Raw genomic sequence first — 17,312 nt, 5'->3', positions numbered from 1 at the left:
GCACCCGTCCGGCGGCGCTCAGCGGCGCGGGTCGATGTGCACCTTCGGGCCCGCGCCGTCGGTCCGCTCGCCCGCGAGCACGGCCCCCACCTCTCCGAGGCCCACGGTCGCCGCGACGAGCGGCCTCGGGTCGACCGCGCCGCTCGCGTACGCGGTGATCGTCTCCGCCAAGCCCGGTGACGCCGACAGGACCCCGACCGCCGTGACGTCCTTCAGCACCAGCTCGCGGGTGTCGATCCGGCTGGGCCGCCCGGACAGTCCGATGTAGACGACCCGGCCCGCGGGCTCCACCAGCTCCACGGCCAGCGCGGGCGATCCGGCGGCGCCGGTGGCGTCGACGACCGCGTCGAAGGGCAGCGACGGCAGGGTCTCCCGGGTCCACGTGTTCGCGAAACCGAGACCACGGGCGAATTCGAGGGAACCGACGCCCAGCACGTGCACCTCGGCGCCCGCCGCGCGCAGGAACATCGCCGTCAGGAGCCCGATCGTCCCGGGCCCGAGGACCAGCGCCCGGTCTCCCGGACCGGCACCGGTCGCGCGGGCGGCGCGCAGGGCGTTGCCGCCCGGTTCGACCAAGGCGCCGAGCACCGCGTCCACCGCGTCGGGCAGCGCGTGCAGCGACCACGCGGGCACGGCGAGGCGTTCGGCCAGCGCGCCGGCCCGGCCGCCGCGGATGCCGACTTCCTGCCGCTGCTCGCAGGTGTGCTGGTGGCCCTTGCGGCAGCGGCGGCACGTCCGGTCGCCCAGCATCGTGTCGCCCATGACGCGGCGGCCGAGCCAGGCCGGGTCGACGCCCTCCCCCACGGCCGTGACCGTGCCCGCCCACTCGTGGCCGAGCCGCATCGGGTACACCGAGTGCCCCTGGTGGAGGTAGGTCATCTCGCCGGTGAAGAACTCGACGTCGGTACCGCACACCCCGGCGCGTTCGACGTCGACGACGACCTCCCCCGCGACGGCCCGCGGCACGGGCACCTCCTGCACCGAGCACTCGCCCGGCCCGGTGAGCACGAACGCCCGCATGGTCGAAGACATGCCCGCATGCTCGCACCCCCGGGTGCGTCCGATCAGCCCGGCCGGCCGCCGAGGGCCGCGGGCAGGCGCGCCGAGGGCGGCGCCCCGGCGCTGATCGACACTTGCCATTTTCTTGACACCTGTCCATTATCAACGGGGTGGACGGCGACTGGACCACCGAAGCGCCCGCCAAGGACCGGCGGGTGCGCCGGTCGCGGGCGGCGCTGATGCGGGCCGCGGTCGAGCTCGTGTCCGGACGCGACTCCACCGCCGTGCCGGTGTCCGAGATCGCCGAGGCGGCGGACGTCAGCCGCCAGGTGCTGTACCAGCAGTTCGGCGACCGTGACACGCTGCTGCTCGAGGCCGCGCTCGACCTCGTCCGGCGCGAACTGCTCGGCGAGCTCGCCGACCTCGCGACGCCCGATGGCGAGCACGCGTCGCTGCTGGCACTGGGCCGGCATTTCGCCCGGTACCGGCGCTTCTACCGCGCGCTGCTGACCGGGGCGTCCGCGTACTCCCTCAACAAGGCGCTGACCGGCCTGTTCCTGCCGGTCAACCGGGAGAACCTCGCCCGCGCCCTCGGCGGCCGCCTCGACGCCGGCGGTCTCGAGGACCTGGCCACCTTCCTGACCGGCGGGGCCGGGGCGGTCGTCAACACGTGGGTCGTCGACGGGCCGGACCCGCTCGACCCGGAAGAGTTCGCCGACCGGCTGCAGCGGATGCACTCGGTCGTCACCGCGATCATCACGAAGGAGGCCGGCCGGTGATCAGCCGTCTCGTCGAACGCCTGCTGAAGCTGCCCGCGCCGGCCACCCGGCGCCTCGCCGTCCAGCGGGACCTGCGCGTCCCGATGCCCGACGGCGCCGAGCTGCTCGCCGACCGGTGGGCGCCCCGCGCGAACGGCGACGGGCTGCCGGTCGCCCTGGTGCGCACGCCGTACGGCCGCCGGGGCGCGTTCGGGGCCATCCTGGCGCGCCCGCTGGCCGAACGCGGGTTCCAGGTGCTGATCCAGAGCACTCGCGGCGGCTTCGGCTCCGGTGGCGTCTTCGACCCGCTGCGGCAGGAACGCGAAGACGGCCTCGCGACGCTGGACTGGGTGGTGGACCAGCCGTGGTCAGGTGACGCGATCGTGCTCGTCGGCCCCAGCTACCTGGGTTACGTGCAGTGGGCGGCCGCCGATCGCCTGCCGCCGCAGGTGAAGGCGATGCTCCCGCAGGTCACCGAGTCCGGGCTGACGCTGGAGTTCCTGCGGGAGGACGGCCTTTCGCTGGAGACGCCGTTCGGGTGGGGCGTCCAGGTCGCGGTCCAGGAGCGCCGCTTCGCGCTGCTGCGGCAACGCGGCCAGGCGAAGAAAGTGGTGCGGGCCCTGAACACGCTGCCACTCGCCCAGGCCGACGTCGTCGCCATCGGCCACCGCTCCGACTACATCCAGGACGTCCTCGCCCACCCCGGGCACCACCCGCGCTGGGCGGAGGCCGACCACCGGCACCGCGTCGCCGACGTGACCGTCCCGGTCAGCTCGGTCGCCGGCTGGTACGACATCTTCCTGCCCGGCCAGCTGCGCGACTTCCGCACGCTGCAGGACGCCCGACGGCGGCCGCGGCTCACGGTCGGGCCGTGGACCCACGCCGGCGACCTGTTCGCCAGCACGGGCGAGACGCTCCGGGAAACCCTCGGGTTCGGACTCGCGCACGCGCGCGGCGAGGAACCGCCGGAGCGGGCGCCGGTCCGGCTGTTCGTCATGGGCGAGGAAGCCTGGCGCGACTTCGCCTCCTGGCCGCCGGAAGGCTATGCGCCGCAACGCTGGCACCTGCGGGCCGGCGGCGTGCTGGCCCCGGACGCCCCCGGCGAGTCCGCGCCGGACCGCTACCGCTACGACCCGGCGGACCCGACTCCCGCGGCCGGTGGCGTGCGCATGGCCCCGGACGCGGGCCGGGTGGACAACGCGGCGCTCGAAGCCCGGGCCGACGTCCTCACCTACACCACGGCCGAGCTCGCCGAAGACGTCGAAGTGATCGGGGACGTCAGCGCGGAGATCTGGTTCCGGTCGAGCCTGCGGTTCGCCGACGTCTTCGTCCGGCTCTGCGACGTCGGCCCGGACGGCCGTTCGGTCAACGTCTGCGACGGCCTCACCAGCCTGCGCGACGCCGTCGAACTGGCCGCGGTGACGGTCCGGCTGTGGCCGACGGCGCACCGGTTCCGGCGCGGGCACCGCATCCGGGTCCAGGTGTCCAGCGGCGCTTTCCCGCGCTACGCCCGCAATCCCGGCACCGGCGAGCCGCACGCCACCGCCGTCACGCTGCGCGCCGCGGACCAGGAGGTCCACCACGACCCCGCGCACGCGTCGGCGATCGTGCTTCCGGTGCGTGATTTTCGCTGACGGCACCTATTCCGCGAAAATACCGCGAAGTGGCGTGAAAAAGAATTCCCGGCGACGCGCCGGAAATCGTGTAACACGTCCCGAGGCCGCGCGACTAACGCGGTGTTTCCGGCTCGCTCGCGGGGAGGCATCGTGGACGTCAAGACGGACCGGCAGTCCGAACAGGAACAGGCCGCGGCCGCGCGGGCCGCGGAGCGCACCCCGCAGCGGCAGGCCAAGATCGCGTTGCTGGGCAAGCCCGGCGGCATCGCCGAGGCCGACGAACCGAGCCGGGTGGCGACCCGGATCGACCGGCTCGGCCGCTACTACCCCGACGTCCGGCCGGTGAGCCCGGCGGCGATCGCGGCGGGCGACCCGGCGGCGATGACGGCCGCCGGCGCGATCCTCGAACGCATCGTCCTCACCAACGACCTCCTCGGCGTGGGCTACCTCGAAGGCGGGGTCGCGGCTTCGGCGGCCGTCGGCCGGGTGAACATCCGCAACGGCCAAGGCCGGCTGGCCGGTTACGGCACGGGCTCCCTGGTGTCACCGGAGCTCCTGCTGACCAACCACCACGTGCTGCCGGACGCCGAGGCCGCCGGGTTCAGCGTCGTCGAATTCGACTACCAGGACGGGATCGACGGTCTGCCCCGGCCGGTGCGCGCCTTCGCGCTCGACCCGGACCGCTTCTTCGCCGCCGACCCGGCGCTCGATTTCGCGCTCGTCGCGGTGAAGGCGACCGCGAACGAGCTGCGCCCCTTCGGCTTCAACCGGCTGATCGGCAGCGAAGGCAAGGCGATCGTCGGCGACTTCGTCACCATCGTGCAGCACCCCGGCGGCGGCAAGAAACAGGTGGCGCTGCGGGAAAACCGGGTCGTCGACGTCCTGGACGACTTCCTGCACTACGAAACCGACACCGAACCCGGGTCGTCCGGGTCACCGGTGTTCAACGACCAGTGGGAGATCGTGGCGCTGCACCACGCCAGCGTCCCCGCGACCGGCCACGCGGAGTACGGCGGTTTCCTCAACGAAGGCATCCGGGTCAGCAAACTGCTGAAGTTCCTGCGAGCACAGGCGTTCGACCCGGCGCGGCAGGCGCTGCTGGACCGGCTGGGCACCCGCCCCGAGCGCGCGCAGCCGGCCGCCGTCGGCGCCCCGCCGGTGCTCACGCTCTCGGTGCCGTTCGACATCCGGCTGCGCGCCGAACCGGCCGGCGGGCGGATCGACCCCGACTACTCGAACCGGGAAGGGTACGACCCGGCCTTCCTGCCCGGGCACACCGTGCCGCTGCCCGGCCTGTCCGACGCGCTGCTGCCGCTGGCGGCGGTCAACCGGCAGGCCACCGGCGAGCCGCGGTACGTCCTGCCGTACCACCACTTCAGCGTCGTCATGCACCGGGAGCGGCGGCTGGCGATGTTCACGGCGGTCAACATCGACGGGCGCACGAGCCGGGCGCTGCGGCGCGAAGCCGACCACTGGTCGCTGGACCCGCGCGTGGCCGTGACCGAGCAGATCGGCGAGGAGATCTACCGGGACAACCCGCTGGACCGCGGGCACCTGGTGCGCCGCCTCGACCCGGCGTGGGGCGAGACCGAGCCGATCGCCCAGCTGGGCAACGACGACACGTTCCACTTCACCAACTGCGCACCGCAGCACAAGGACTTCAACCAGAACAAGACGACGTGGGCCGGGCTCGAGGACTACGTGCTGAACAACGCCGACAACCACGACCTGAAGGTCAGCGTGGTGACCGGTCCGGTACTGGCCGCCGACGACGACCACTACCGGGGTGTGCGGCTGCCGCGCCAGTTCTGGAAGGTCGTGGCGATGGTGAAGGCCGACGGCACCCTGTCGGCGACGGCGTACCTGCTGAGCCAGGCGGAACTCATCCAGGGCCTGGAGGCGGCGACCGAGTTCGACTACGGCGCCTACCGCACCTACCAGGTCCCGGTCACGCGGATCGCCGAGCTGACCGGCCTGTCGTTCGGCGACCTGCCGGCGGCCGATCCGCTCACCCGCTTCGAGTCGACGAACCCGGCCCAGGAAATCCGGACACCGGCGGACCTGGTGCTGTGACGCTTTCGCGCTCCGCCGTTCGTCCACTGAGGACTTCGAAGGCGTGGCGGCGGTGCTCGGCGAACAGCGTGAGGGCCCTCGCGCGATCGCGGGCGCGCAGGGCCGCGACGAGCTCGCGGTGCTCGGCGGGGATGCCGGTCAGGTAGCCGTCGGTGGCGACGCCGATCCGGGTCAGCAGGAACAGGTGCACCTGCGAGCGGATCGCCTGCCAGGCCTCGCCCAGCCGGCGGTGCCCCGCGGCCGCGTAGACCGCGTCGTGGAACTCGAGGTCGCACCGGACCATTTCGTGCTCGTCGAGGGCGCGGTCCATCCGCCGCACCACGGCCTCGATCGCGGCCAGGGCGTCTTCGCCGGCCCGGTCGACCACCAGCTCGACGGCCAGGTGCTCGAGGGCCGCCCGCAGGCTGTCCAGTTCGGCGACGTCCTCGCCGGACAGGGCGGTCACCGTGGTGCCGCGGTGCCACGCGCTGCGGACGAGCCCCTCTCGCTCCAGCTTCAGCAGCGCCTCCCGCACCGGCCCTCGGCTGACGCCCAGCGCTTCGGCGAGCTCCACTTCGCGCAACTGGCTGCCGGGGGCGTAGACGCCGTCGAAGACCGCGTCGCGGATCCGGTCCGCGACCTCGTCGGCCAGCCCGCGGCGCCGGGCGGGAACCACCGAACCACTCATGTCGCAATGTTAACATTAAGACATGATCCTCGAGGAAGAGAACCCGACGACCCCGTCCATCCCCCGCTTCCACCTGGCGATGCCGGTGGACGACCTGGCCGCCGCCCGGCGCTTCTACGGTGAGGTCCTCGGCCTCGAGCAGGGCCGCAGCGCGGACACCTGGGTCGACTGGAACCTGCACGGCCACCAGTTCGTCACGCACCTGGCCCCGGCCGGGCCGGAGCGCGTCCACAACCCGGTCGACGGCCACGATGTGCCCGTGCCCCACTTCGGGCTGATTTTGACCGTCCCCCGGTTCCAGGCCCTCGCCGAACGCCTGCGCGCGGCGGGGACGGAGTTCGTGATCGAGCCGTACGTCCGGTTCGAGGGCCAGACCGGTGAGCAGTGGACGATGTTCCTGCTCGACCCGGCGGGCAACGCGCTGGAGTTCAAGGCCTTCGCCGACGACGCCCAGGTGTTCGCGGTCTGACGGGCCGCACCACCCGATCGGGCCGACCGGCGGCGACGGACCCCTCTGTCCCGCGCACCTGGGTACTCAGAGGCCACGGAGCAGGCCTGACCCCGGGGAGACCGCCATGGAACCAGCCGACGACGAGCCGGACGCCGTGCTGCTCGCCGCCCTGCGCGCAGGGGATCTCGAAGCGGCCGGGCGGCTGTTCCGGCGGCACGCCGAGCCGCTGCGGCGCACCGCCGGGGCCTGGGCGCGGCAGCCCGCCGAGCGCGACGACCTCGTGGCCGAGACGTTCGCCAGGGTGCTGACGATCGTGCGCGCGGGCGGCGGTCCGCGCGAGGACCTGCGGCCCTACCTCGTCGTGACCCTGCGGAACCTGGTGTCGCGGTGGAGCCGGCAGCGCAGCCGGGTGGAATTGCGGGCCACGGTCCCCGAGGCGGCCGCCGGGGGTGCCGACGAACTCGCCCTGCTCCGGTCGAACGCCCGGCTCGTGTGGTCGGCCTACTGCACGCTGCCCGGCCGCTGGCGGACGGTGCTGTGGCGCACCGAAGCCGAGGGCGGCACCCCGACGGAGGTGGCCCCCTCCCTCGGGTTGTCGCCGAACAGCGTCGCGGCGCTGGCGATGCGGGCGCGGGAGGGGCTGCGGCAGGCCTACCTGCAGGTCCAGGTGCCCGAGCCGGACGACCCCGCCTGCGGCGAACCCCGCCGCCGGATGGGCGCCTGGGTCCGCGGCGCGTTGCCGCCGCGCCGGGCGAACGCCGTCGCCGAGCACGTCGCCGGGTGCCCCGCCTGCCGGCTGGTCGTGCGCGGCCTGGACGAAGCGAACCGCGAGCTGCCCGGCTCACCGGCTGACCGCCAACTGCCCGGCTCGGCCGCCCAGCTCACCGGCTGAGCGCGAACTCCGGGCTCATCGGCCAACCGCGGACTGCCCGGCTCGCTCGCCCGGCTCACTGGTTAACCGCGAACCGCCCAGCACCGCAGCCCGACTCACCGGCTAACCGCGAGCTGCCCAGCTTCGCCGCCCAGCTCACCGGCTGACCGCCAACTGCCCAGCACCGCCGCCCAGCTCACCGGCTGACCGCGAACCGCCCAGCACCGCCGCCCGGCTTACCGGCTGAGCGCGAGCCCGGGATCGCCGAACAGCAGTGCGGTCCCGTGCGCCCGCTTGAAGTACAGGTGCGCGTCGTGCTCCCAGGTGATCGCGATGCCGCCGTGCAGCTGGATCATCTCCGCCGCCGCGTGGGCGAACGCCTCGCCGCACACCACCTTCGCGGTCAGGACCGCCTCGGGGTCGCCGTCGACCAGGGCCGCGTACAGCGCCGAGCGGGCCGCCTCGACGTGGACGTGCACGTCGGCCATCCGGTGCTTCAGCGCCTGGAACGACCCGATCGGGCGACCGAACTGACGGCGTTGCTTCGTGTACTCGACCGTCAGCTCCAGCGCCCGCGCGGCGGCCCCCACCTGCTCGGCGGCGACGGCGACCGTCGCCGTGTCGCGCAGCCGCCGCAGCGGCTCGGCGAACCCGCCGATGTCCAGGCGGCGGGCCGGCGTCGACGCGCATTCGACGACGGCGAGGCGACGGCCCGGGTCCAGGCTCGTCACGCGCGAACGGCGTACTCCTTCGAGTGGCACTTCGAACAGGCCGGCCCCGTCGTCCGTCCGGGCCACGGCCAGCAGGACGTCGGCGATGTCGCCGTCCAGGACGTAGTGGGCGCGGCCGTCGAGCCCCGCGTCCGACGCGCGCAGGGCCGGCGTCCACCGGCCGTCCGCAGCGGACCAGGCCAGCGCGGCCAGCGTCGTGCCGGCGGCGATGCCGGGCAGGAGCCGCTCGCACGCTTCGTCGTTTCCGGTGCGGAGCAACGCTTCTCCGCACAGCACCGCCGAGCCCAGCATCGGCGCCGGGGTGAGGGTCCGGCCGAGTTCCGCCAGCACGACACACGCCTCGGCGAGCCCGGCACCCGCGCCGCCGTAGTGCTCCGGGATCGCCAGGGCGGCGACCCCGATCTGCTCGCAGAGCGTCGACCACAGCTTGTCGTCGTGGCCCAGCGGCGACTCCATCGCCGCGCGCACCGCCGCCGGCCCCGACCGGCGGGTCAGCAGGGTCCGGACGGCGTCGCGCAGCGCCCGGGCTTCCCCGGTGTCCATCGGGTCGGTCATCGCAGGACCCGCGCGCGGTGGAACGAGCCGGTCCCCCAGGCCCCGGCCAGGGCCCGCACCTTTGTCAGCCGGAGCCCGAGGTCGTGCTCGGCGGTGTAGCCGATGGCGCCGTGCACCTGCAGGGCCGTCCGCGCGGCGAGCAGGGCGGCGTCGCCGGCCATGACCTTCGCCGCCGAGACGTCGCGGGCGAAGGTGTCCCCCGCGACGGCGGCACCGTAGAGCAGCGGCCGGGCCAGTTCCAGGCGGGTGACGACGTCGGCGAGGAGGTGCTTGATGGCCTGGTACTCGCCGATGAGCCGGCCGTACTGCTTGCGCTGTTTCGCGTACGCCACCGAGGCGTCGAGGAGCCACTGGCCCGCCCCCACGAGCTGGGCGGCCACGGCCAGCACCCCGCGGTCGAAGGCGGCGCCGTTCGCCCGGCCGGCCTCGGCCGGCACCCGGAACAGCCGCCGCGGCGGGTCGATCGAGCGCACGGGCCCGGTTCCGGCGCCGGTCAGCTCCGCGCCGGTGAGGTCGAGGACCACGCCCGCGACGTCGGCGTCGAGGGCCAAGGGGACTTCCGGCGGCGCGACGACGGTCGCCACGAGGTCGCCCTCGGCGAGGGCGGAGAGCCGCTCGCCGGTCAGCAGCGCCGGGGCGACCGCCGCCGATTCGACGAGCGGACCGGGAACGGCGTGGTACCCGAGTGCTTCGCAGGCGACCACCAGGTCGGCCGGTCCGGCGCCGATGCCGCCGTGCTCCTGGTCCACCAGCAGCGCGAACACCCCGACGTCGGCGAGCGCGCGCCACAGCTTGAGGCCGCGCTCGTGCTCCCCCGCCGCCCAGGCCCGGGCGGCGGCCGCGGTGTCCGCCCCGCCCAGCAGCTCGTGCAGCGTCGCGGCGAACTGCCGTTGCTCCGGCGAGAGCTGGAACCTCATCGGCGGGCCTCCCTCGGGAGCTTCAGCAGCCGTTCGGCGATGGTGTTGCGCTGGATCTGGTCGGTGCCGCCGTAGATCGGGCCGGCGAGGGAGAACAGGTAGCCGTGCACCCAGGCCTGGTCGGTCTCCGCCGCCGGGCCCAGCACGTCCAGGGCCGTTTCGTGGAGTTCGACGTCGAGGTGCGACCAGAACAGCTTGTTCACACTCGACTCGGGCCCCAGCTCGCCGCCGTCCTGCAGCCGGCTCACGGTGCCGAAGGTGTAGAGCTGGTAGGCGCGGGCCCCGATCCAGGCGTCCGCCACCCTGTCCCGTGTGGACAGAGGCTCACCTTTGTCGCGCCAGAGGTCCACCAGCCGGCCGGCGGCGGCGAGGAACCGGCCCGGGCTGCGCAGCGACAGGCCGCGCTCGTTGTTCGCGGTCGTCATCGCGACCCGCCAGCCCTGCCCGACCTCGCCGATCACGTCTTCGTCGGGCACGAACACGTCGTCGAAGAAGATCTCCGCGAACCCCGGCTCGCCGTCCAGCTGCGGAATCGGCCGGACCGTGACCCCTTCGGCCTTCAGGTCGGCCATGAAGTAGGTCAACCCGTGGTGGCGCCGGGCTTCCGGATCCGTCCGGAACAGCCCGAACGCGCGGTCGGCGAAGGCCGCCCGCGAACTCCACGTCTTCTGCCCGGACAGCCGCCAGCCACCGTCGGTACGCACCGCCGTGCTCCGCACCGCCGCGATGTCGCTGCCCGCCTCCGGCTCGGACCAGGCCTGCGCCCACACCTGCTCACCCCGGGCCATCGGCGGGAGGATCCGGTCACGCTGCTCCCCGGTGCCGTGGGCGAACAACGTCGGGCCGAGCATGAAGATCCCGTTCTGCGACACCCGGCCCGGTGCGCCCGACGCGTAGTACTCCTCTTCGAACAGCAGCCACTGCAGCATCGACGCGTCCCGGCCGTGGTACTCGCGCGGCCACGACACGACCGACCAGCGGGCCTCGGCCAGCTCGGCCTCCCACTCCCGGTGGGCCTCGAACCCTTCGGCGGTGTCCATCGACGGCAACGAGCGGACGTGGGCGGCGAGCCATTCCCGGGCCTCGTCGCGGAAGGCGGCGGCGGCTTCGTCGATGTCGAGGTCCATCAGGCTCCCTTGCCCGCGTCGCGCATCGACCGCGCGGACTGCCCGCCCAGGGAGTCCTCGGAGGTCTCTGCGTTGTGGGCGTGCGCGAAGTGGTGCAGCCCGAAGACGGAGTCCATGCCGGACCGCAGTCCCATCAGGTCCTCGGCCTGGTTGACCGCCTTCTTCGCCAGCGCGAGCCCGAACGAGGGCATCCCGGCGATCTTCTCGGCGAGTTCGAGGGTGCGCTGCTCGAGCTCCGCCCGCGGCACGATCCGCGTGACCATCCCCCACTCCTTGGCCTGCTGGACCGTGAACCGCTCGCCGGTGAACAGCACTTCCTTGGCCGCGCGGGGCCCGAGCACCCACGGGTGCGCGAAGTACTCGACCCCGGGAATCCCCATCCGCACCACCGGATCGGCGAAGAACGCGTCGTCGGAAGCGACGATGAGGTCGCAGACCCAGGCCAGCATCAGCCCGCCCGCGATGCACGCGCCCTGGACGCTGGCGAGCATCGGCTTCGGGATCTCCCGCCACCGGCGGCACATCCCGAGGTACACCTCGGACTCCCGGGCGAACCGCTGATCACCGCCCGCCTTGTCGGTGTGGTCCCACCACAGCACCGCCCGCCGGTCGAACGGCTGGTCCGCGTCCCGGCCCGGGCTGCCGATGTCGTGCCCGGCCGAGAAGTGCTTCCCGGCCCCGGCCAGCACGATCACCTTCACCGCGGGATCGTTCACCGCGTCGGTGAAGGCGTCGTCGAGGGCGTAGGTCATGGCCGAGTTCTGGGCGTTGCGGTAGTCCGGCCGGTTCATCGTCACCACCGCGACCGGCCCCCGCCGCTCGTACCGGACCACCGATTCGCTCATGCCTTCTCCTCGGTCAGCAGCCGCTTCAGCACCTTGCCGGAAGCGTTGCGGGGCAGCTCGTCCAGGAATTCGACGAACCGCGGGGTCTTGTAGTTGGCGAGCCGCTCGCGGCAGAACGCGACGACCGCCTCCTCCGTCAGCCCGGTGCCGACGACGAACGCCTTGCCCACCTCGCCGAGCCGCTCGTCCGGGACGCCGACCACGGCGACGTCGCGGACACCGGCCAGCTCGGTCAGGGCGTGCTCGACCTCGGCCGGGTAGACGTTGAAGCCACCGCAGATGTACATGTCCTTGAGCCGGCCGGTGATGGTGAGGTTGCCGTCCGGGTCCAGCTCGCCGACGTCACCGGTGTGCAGCCAGCCGTCCCCGTCGACGGCCTTCGCGGTGGCCTCGGGGTCGTCGAGGTACCCGAGCATCGCGTTCGGCCCGCGGACGACGATCTCCCCCGGCGAGCCCTGGATCGCCACCTCGAACCCCGCGGTCGCCCGGCCCGACGTGCTCGCCACGAGTTCCGCGGGGTCGCCGGGACGGCACATCGTCACCACGACGGCTTCGGTCAGGCCGTACGCGGTCAGCACCGTCTCGAACCCGAGCTCGGACCGCATCCGGCGCACGAGCGAGGCGGGCACGGTGGCCGCCCCGGTGACCGCGAGCCGCAGCGACGAGAGGTCGCCCTTGCGCGGCTCGCGCAGCAGCGACTGGAAGACCGTCGGCGCGCCCGGGACGACGGAGATCCGCTCCCGTTCGATCGCCGCCAGCGCCTTCCGGACGTCGAAGACCGCCTGCGGGACGATCGTCGCGCCGGTCAGCAGGCCCACCACGATGCCGGCCTTGTAGCCGAAGCTGTGGAAGAACGGGTTGATCACCAGATACCGGTCGTCCGCGGTGACCCGGCCGCACTCCGCCCACGCCGCGGCCACCTCGACGGTCTGGCGGTGGGCCGAGAGCACGCCCTTGGCGCGGCCGCTGGTGCCGGAGGTGAAGAGGATGTCGCTGACGTCGTCCGGGCCGACGGCGTCCGCCCGCGCCTCGGCTTCGGCCGGCGGGACGCGCTCGGCCAGGGCCAGGAACTCGGCCCAGCCCAGCGTGCCCTCGACCGGCCGGTGCGGTTCCCGCAGCGGGACCCGGACGACGGTGCCGAGGTCCGGCAGCGGCACGCCGGTCTCCCGGATCGCGGCGTGGCGGTCGGTGCCGAGGAAGTCGGCGGCCACGACGAGCGCCTTGGCCCGGCCGCGGACGAGCAGGTCCACCGTCTCGGTGGCGGTGAAACGGGTGTTGACCGGGATCAGGGTGGCGCCCGCGTAGAGGGCGCCGAGGGCCGCGCAGACCCAGTGGTGGGTGTTCGGCAGCGCGATCGCCACCCGGTCGCCCGCCCGGACGCCGCACGCGGCGAACGCCCGCGCCACGGTTTGAACACGTTCCAGAAGCCGGTCGTAGCCGAGCCGCACCGGGCCGTCGACCAGTGCCGCCGCGGAGCCGAACTTCGCGGCGGCATCACGGACGACGGCCGGGATCGTGGTCTGTCCCACCACAGCCTCCTCTGGACCGACAAAGTAGAACGTGTTCTTATTACCCTAGGTGCCGGACCGGCCGGGCAGCAAGGAGGCGTGCGTGGCTCTTACCCGATTCCGCCGCGAAGTCGCGGGCTGGCTCGCCGCCAACCTGACCGGCGAGTTCGCCCGCCTGCGCGGTCTCGGCGGCCCGGGCCGGGAGCACGAGGAGTTCGACCTGCGCCTGGCGTGGGAACGCCACCTCGCCGCCGCGGGCTGGACGTGCGTCGGCTGGCCCGTCGAGCACGGCGGCCGCGGCCTCTCCCTCGACGAGCAGGTCGCCTTCCACGAGGAGTACGCCGCCTCCGGCGCCCCGGCGCGGGTCAACCACATCGGCGAACAGCTGCTCGGGCCGACCCTGATCGCCTTCGGCACCCCGGAACAGCGGCAGCGGTTCCTGCCGGGGATCGTCGCGGTCGAACAGCTGTGGTGCCAGGGCTACTCCGAACCCGGCGCCGGCTCCGACCTCGCCGCCGTCTCCACGTCGGCGGTGCTCCGTGACGGCGAGTGGGTGATCAACGGCCAGAAGATCTGGACGTCCCTCGCCCACCAGGCCGGCTGGTGCTTCGTCGTCGCCCGGACCGAACCCGGTTCGCGGCGCCACCACGGCCTCTCCTACCTCCTGGTCCCCCTTCACCAGGACGGGGTCACCATCCGGCCGATCCAGCAGCTCACCGGCACCTCGGAGTTCAACGAGGTCTTCTTCGACGACGCCCGCACGTCCGCCGACCTCGTCGTCGGCGAACCCGGCGAGGGCTGGAAGATCGCCATGGCCACCCTCGGCTTCGAACGCGGCGTCTCCACCCTCGGCCAGCAGATCGGGTTCCGCCGGAAACTGGACGACATCACCGCCGAAGCGAAACGGCTCGGCACCTACGACGACCCGCTGCTGCGCGCCGACCTCGCCCGCGCCCGCATCGGCCTGCGCGTCCTGCGCGCCCACGCGCTGCGGACGCTCGGCCGGGCCGCGGGCCCCGAAGTCGCCGTCGGGAAACTGCTGTGGGCGCAGTGGCACCGCGGGCTCGGCGAACTCGCTGTGCGGGCCCGCGGCGCGCGGTCGATGGCCGCCGACGGCACGGACCTGGACGAGTGGCAGCGGCTGTTCCTGTTCACCCGCGCCGACACCATCTACGGCGGCTCCGACGAAATCGAACGCAACATCATCGCCGAGCGCGTCCTCGGCCTGCCCCGGGAGGCCCGCCCGTGATCCCGTCGTACCCACCCGGCCACGACCTGCTGCGCGGGAAGGTCGTGGTGGTCACCGCCGCCGCGGGCACCGGGATCGGGTCCGCGGTGGCGAAGCGGTGTCTCGAGGAAGGCGCCGACGTCGTCATCAGCGACTGGCACGAACGCCGGTTGAAGGAGAAGGCCGCCGAACTCGGCGAGGTCCACGCGATCCCGTGCGACGTCACGCGGGAAGACCAGGTCCAGGCCCTCGTCGACGGCACGATCGACCGCTTCGGCCGGCTCGACGTGCTGATCAACAACGCCGGCCTCGGCGGCACGAAGTCCGTGCTGGAGATGACCGACGACGAGTGGGCGAAGGTCCTCGACATCACCCTCACCGGCACGTTCCGCTGCACCCGCGCCGCCCTGAAGCGGTTCGTCGCCCAGGGCGGCGGCGGGGCGATCGTCAACAACGCCTCGGTGATCGGCTGGCGCGCCCAGGCCGGGCAAGCCCACTACGCCGCCGCCAAGGCCGGCGTGATGGCCCTGACCCGCTGCTCGGCCCTCGACGCGGCCGGGCACGGCGTCCGGATCAACGCCGTCGCCCCCAGCCTCGCCATGCACCCGTTCCTGGCCAAGGTGACCAGCGACGAACTGCTCGAAGACCTCACCAAGAGGGAAGCCTTCGGCCGCGCCGCCGAACCGTGGGAGGTCGCCAACGTCATGGTCTTCCTCGCCAGCGACTACGCGAGCTACCTCACCGGCGAAGTCGTCTCCGTCAGCAGCCAGCACCCCTAGGAGCGCCCGTGCCCGAAGCCTTCCTCCTCGACGCGGTCCGCACGCCCGTCGGACGGCGCGGCGGCGCACTGTCCGGGTGGCACTCCGCCGACCTCGGCGCGCACGTCATCAAGGCCGTCGTCGAGCGCGCCGGCGTCGACCCGGACCTGGTCGACGACGTCATCCTCGGCTGCACCGACACCCTGGGCCCGCAGTCCGGCAACATCGCGCGCACCGCGTGGCTCGCGGCCGGGTTCGGCGACCACGTGCCGGGCGTGACGGTCGACCGGCAGTGCGGGTCCAGCCAGCAGGCCGTGCACTTCGCCGCCCAGGCCGTCATGTCCGGGACGCAGGACCTGGTGCTGGCCGGCGGCGTGCAGAACATGAGCCGCATCCCGATCAGCGCGGCCATGCTGGCCGGGCGTGAGTACGGCTTCGACGACCCCTTCTCCGGATCCAAGGGCTGGCAAGAACGCTACGGCAGTGCCGAGGTGTCGCAGTTCCGCAGCGCCGACATGATCGCCGAGCACTGGGACATCAGCCGGGCGGCGATGGAGGAGTACGCGCTGCGCAGTCACCAGCGCGCGCTGTCCGCCATCGACGAAGGCCGGTTCGACGCGGAAACCGTGCCGGTGGAGCAGTTCCGGCACGACGAAGGGCCGCGCCGTGACACCAGCCTCGAGCGCATGCGCGGCCTGAAGCCGCTGAGCGAGGGGTCGCGGCTGACGGCGGCGGTGGCCAGCCAGATCTCCGACGGCGCGAGCGCGGCGCTGCTGGCGTCGGAGGCGTTCGTGCGGGAGCACGGCCTGACGCCGCGGGCGCGCATCCACCACCTGTCGGTGCGCGCGGCGGACCCGGTGTGGATGCTGACCGGCCCGATCCCGGCGACCTCGCAGGCCCTGCGCAAGAGCGGGCTCACCGTCGACGACATCGACCTGTTCGAAGTCAACGAGGCGTTCGCCAGCGTGGTGCTGGCCTGGCTGGACGAAACCGGCGCGGACCCCGACCGGGTCAACGTGAACGGGGGCGGGATCGCCCTCGGCCACCCGATCGGGGCCACCGGCACCAAGCTCCTGGCGACGCTCCTGCACGAACTCGAGCGCCGCGGCGGGCGTTACGGCCTGCAGACGATGTGCGAAGGCGGCGGCACCGCCAACGTCACCATCATCGGACGGCTCTGACCCCTGCCCGGCGAGCCCGCGGTCAGCCGAGGGCGCGCAGCTTCGGCAGGACGTCCTCGGAGAACTGGGTCAGGAACCGCTCCTGGTCGTGGCCCGGACCGTGGAACACGAGGTGGTTGAGGCCCGCGTCCAGGTACGGCTTGATCTGGGCGACGGCCTCGTCCGGGTCGGAGGCGACGATCCAGCGCTTGGCGACCTGCTCGATCGGCAGCTCGTCGGCCAGCCGCTCCATCTCCTCGGCGGAGGACACCGTGTGCTTCTGCTCCGCCGTCAGCGACAGCGGCGCCCAGAACCGGGTGTTCTCCAGCGCCTTCCCGGCGTCCCGGTCGTACGACATCTTGATCTCGATGGTCCGGTCGATGCTCTCGGCATCGCGCTCCGCGGCGGTAGCGCCCTCCTGGACCGCCGGGATCAGCTTCTCGGTGTAGAGGTCCATGCCCTTGCCCGAGGTGCAGATGAACCCCTCGCCCGAGCGGCCCGCGTACTTGGCCACCACCGGGCCGCCGGCGGCGACGTACACCGGCACCGGCTGCTCCGGCCGGTCGTAGATCTTGGCGTTCACCAGCTGGTAGTACTCGCCGTCGAAGTTCACGTTGTCGCTGGTCCACAGCTCGCGGATGAGCTTGATCGACTCGCGCAGCCGGGCGAAGCGCTCCTTGAACTCGGGCCACTCCCGCCCCGACACCGCGATCTCGTTCAGCGCCTCACCGGTGCCGACGCCGAGGATGACGCGGCCGTTCGACAGCAGCGACATCGTCGCGAACGCCTGGGCGATCACCGCCGGGTTGTACCGGAACGTCGGGGTCAGCACGCTCGTCCCGATCCGCACCCGCTTCGTCCGCTCGGCCACCGCCGGCATCCACGCCAGCGCGAACGGCGCGTGGCCGCCTTCGTGCCGCCAGGGCAGGAAGTGGTCGGACACCCAGACCGAGTCGAGACCCACCTCTTCGGCGCGCACGGCGTACTCGACCAGGTCCCGCGGCCCGAACTGCTCCGCAGACGCCTTGTATCCGACCTTCAACGCCAC

At 73.1% G+C, this 17,312-nt stretch carries 16 protein-coding genes; 8 read left to right on the top strand and 8 right to left on the bottom strand.

Features of this window, described 5'->3' with window-relative positions:
- Positions 1–18: 18 nt before the first annotated feature.
- Positions 19–1,032: a zinc-dependent alcohol dehydrogenase gene (locus DV20_RS32055; protein WP_043786804.1), complete on the bottom strand. Its 1,014-nt coding sequence runs from the start codon at positions 1,030–1,032 to the stop codon at positions 19–21.
- A 137-nt stretch (positions 1,033–1,169) separates the two neighbouring features.
- On the opposite strand from DV20_RS32055, the gene DV20_RS32050 reads away from it, so the two are divergent.
- The 3 genes from DV20_RS32050 (at position 1,170) to DV20_RS32040 (ending at position 5,446) form a co-directional block, all read left to right on the top strand.
- A complete protein-coding gene (locus tag DV20_RS32050) occupies positions 1,170–1,778 on the top strand; it encodes a TetR/AcrR family transcriptional regulator (RefSeq protein WP_043786803.1) in 609 nt (202 codons plus the stop codon).
- Complete coding sequence (locus DV20_RS32045) at positions 1,775–3,391, top strand: CocE/NonD family hydrolase (protein WP_043786802.1); 1,617 nt, start codon at positions 1,775–1,777, stop codon at positions 3,389–3,391. Before DV20_RS32050 ends, DV20_RS32045 begins: the two co-directional genes overlap by 4 nt.
- Before the next feature lie 132 nt (positions 3,392–3,523).
- Positions 3,524–5,446: a DNA/RNA non-specific endonuclease gene (locus DV20_RS32040; RefSeq protein ID WP_043786801.1), complete on the top strand. Its 1,923-nt coding sequence runs from the start codon at positions 3,524–3,526 to the stop codon at positions 5,444–5,446.
- Here DV20_RS32040 and DV20_RS32035 read toward each other — a convergent pair.
- On the bottom strand, positions 5,382–6,113 hold the full coding sequence (locus DV20_RS32035) for a GntR family transcriptional regulator (protein WP_084093777.1): 732 nt from the start codon (positions 6,111–6,113) through the stop codon (positions 5,382–5,384). The two genes, DV20_RS32040 and DV20_RS32035, sit on opposite strands and share 65 nt — an antisense overlap.
- A 22-nt stretch (positions 6,114–6,135) precedes the next feature.
- Here DV20_RS32035 and DV20_RS32030 point away from each other — a divergent pair, with 22 nt between their 5' ends.
- Both DV20_RS32030 and DV20_RS32025 read left to right on the top strand, forming a co-directional pair.
- A complete protein-coding gene (locus DV20_RS32030) occupies positions 6,136–6,582 on the top strand; it encodes a VOC family protein (protein WP_051736218.1) in 447 nt (148 codons plus the stop codon).
- A gap of 106 nt (positions 6,583–6,688) precedes the next feature.
- The gene (locus DV20_RS32025) at positions 6,689–7,456 is read left to right on the top strand and encodes a sigma-70 family RNA polymerase sigma factor (RefSeq protein WP_043786800.1); all 768 of its coding nucleotides are present in this window, start codon (positions 6,689–6,691) and stop codon (positions 7,454–7,456) included.
- A gap of 215 nt (positions 7,457–7,671) precedes the next feature.
- Here DV20_RS32025 and DV20_RS32020 read toward each other — a convergent pair whose 3' ends face one another.
- Genes DV20_RS32020 through DV20_RS32000 form a run of 5 tightly spaced genes read right to left on the bottom strand, consistent with a single transcriptional unit; the run spans position 7,672 to position 13,139 of the window.
- Entirely contained in the window at positions 7,672–8,721 is a 1,050-nt protein-coding gene (locus DV20_RS32020; protein ID WP_235191035.1) for an acyl-CoA dehydrogenase family protein, read from the bottom strand.
- Positions 8,718–9,638 (bottom strand): acyl-CoA dehydrogenase family protein, encoded by a 921-nt coding sequence (locus tag DV20_RS32015; RefSeq protein WP_043786798.1) that lies wholly within the window; start codon positions 9,636–9,638, stop codon positions 8,718–8,720. Before DV20_RS32015 ends, DV20_RS32020 begins: the two co-directional genes overlap by 4 nt.
- Entirely contained in the window at positions 9,635–10,765 is a 1,131-nt protein-coding gene (locus DV20_RS32010; protein WP_043786797.1) for an acyl-CoA dehydrogenase family protein, read from the bottom strand. Before DV20_RS32010 ends, DV20_RS32015 begins: the two co-directional genes overlap by 4 nt.
- Positions 10,765–11,610: an enoyl-CoA hydratase gene (locus tag DV20_RS32005; RefSeq protein WP_043786796.1), complete on the bottom strand. Its 846-nt coding sequence runs from the start codon at positions 11,608–11,610 to the stop codon at positions 10,765–10,767. Before DV20_RS32005 ends, DV20_RS32010 begins: the two co-directional genes overlap by 1 nt.
- On the bottom strand, positions 11,607–13,139 hold the full coding sequence (locus DV20_RS32000; protein WP_043786795.1) for a FadD3 family acyl-CoA ligase: 1,533 nt from the start codon (positions 13,137–13,139) through the stop codon (positions 11,607–11,609). Before DV20_RS32000 ends, DV20_RS32005 begins: the two co-directional genes overlap by 4 nt.
- An 82-nt stretch (positions 13,140–13,221) precedes the next feature.
- Between DV20_RS32000 and DV20_RS31995 the strand changes: the two genes are divergently transcribed.
- The 3 genes from DV20_RS31995 to DV20_RS31985 are packed head-to-tail and all read left to right on the top strand — an operon-like array spanning position 13,222 to position 16,285.
- Positions 13,222–14,367: an acyl-CoA dehydrogenase family protein gene (locus DV20_RS31995; protein ID WP_043786903.1), complete on the top strand. Its 1,146-nt coding sequence runs from the start codon at positions 13,222–13,224 to the stop codon at positions 14,365–14,367.
- Positions 14,364–15,125 (top strand): SDR family oxidoreductase, encoded by a 762-nt coding sequence (locus tag DV20_RS31990; RefSeq protein WP_043786793.1) that lies wholly within the window; start codon positions 14,364–14,366, stop codon positions 15,123–15,125. Before DV20_RS31995 ends, DV20_RS31990 begins: the two co-directional genes overlap by 4 nt.
- Positions 15,126–15,133: 8 nt before the next feature.
- The gene (locus DV20_RS31985) at positions 15,134–16,285 is read left to right on the top strand and encodes an acetyl-CoA C-acetyltransferase (RefSeq protein WP_043786792.1); all 1,152 of its coding nucleotides are present in this window, start codon (positions 15,134–15,136) and stop codon (positions 16,283–16,285) included.
- 22 nt (positions 16,286–16,307) lie between these two features.
- On the opposite strand, the gene fgd is transcribed toward DV20_RS31985, so the two are convergent.
- A complete protein-coding gene (gene fgd, locus DV20_RS31980) occupies positions 16,308–17,312 on the bottom strand; it encodes a glucose-6-phosphate dehydrogenase (coenzyme-F420) (protein ID WP_043786791.1) in 1,005 nt (334 codons plus the stop codon).

This window comes from Amycolatopsis rifamycinica, from assembly GCF_000695625.1.
Classification (GTDB): Bacteria; Actinomycetota; Actinomycetes; order Mycobacteriales; family Pseudonocardiaceae; genus Amycolatopsis; species Amycolatopsis rifamycinica.
The sequence above is the reverse complement of the archived record's forward strand: the minus strand, read 5'-3'. Positions and strand labels throughout refer to the sequence as shown.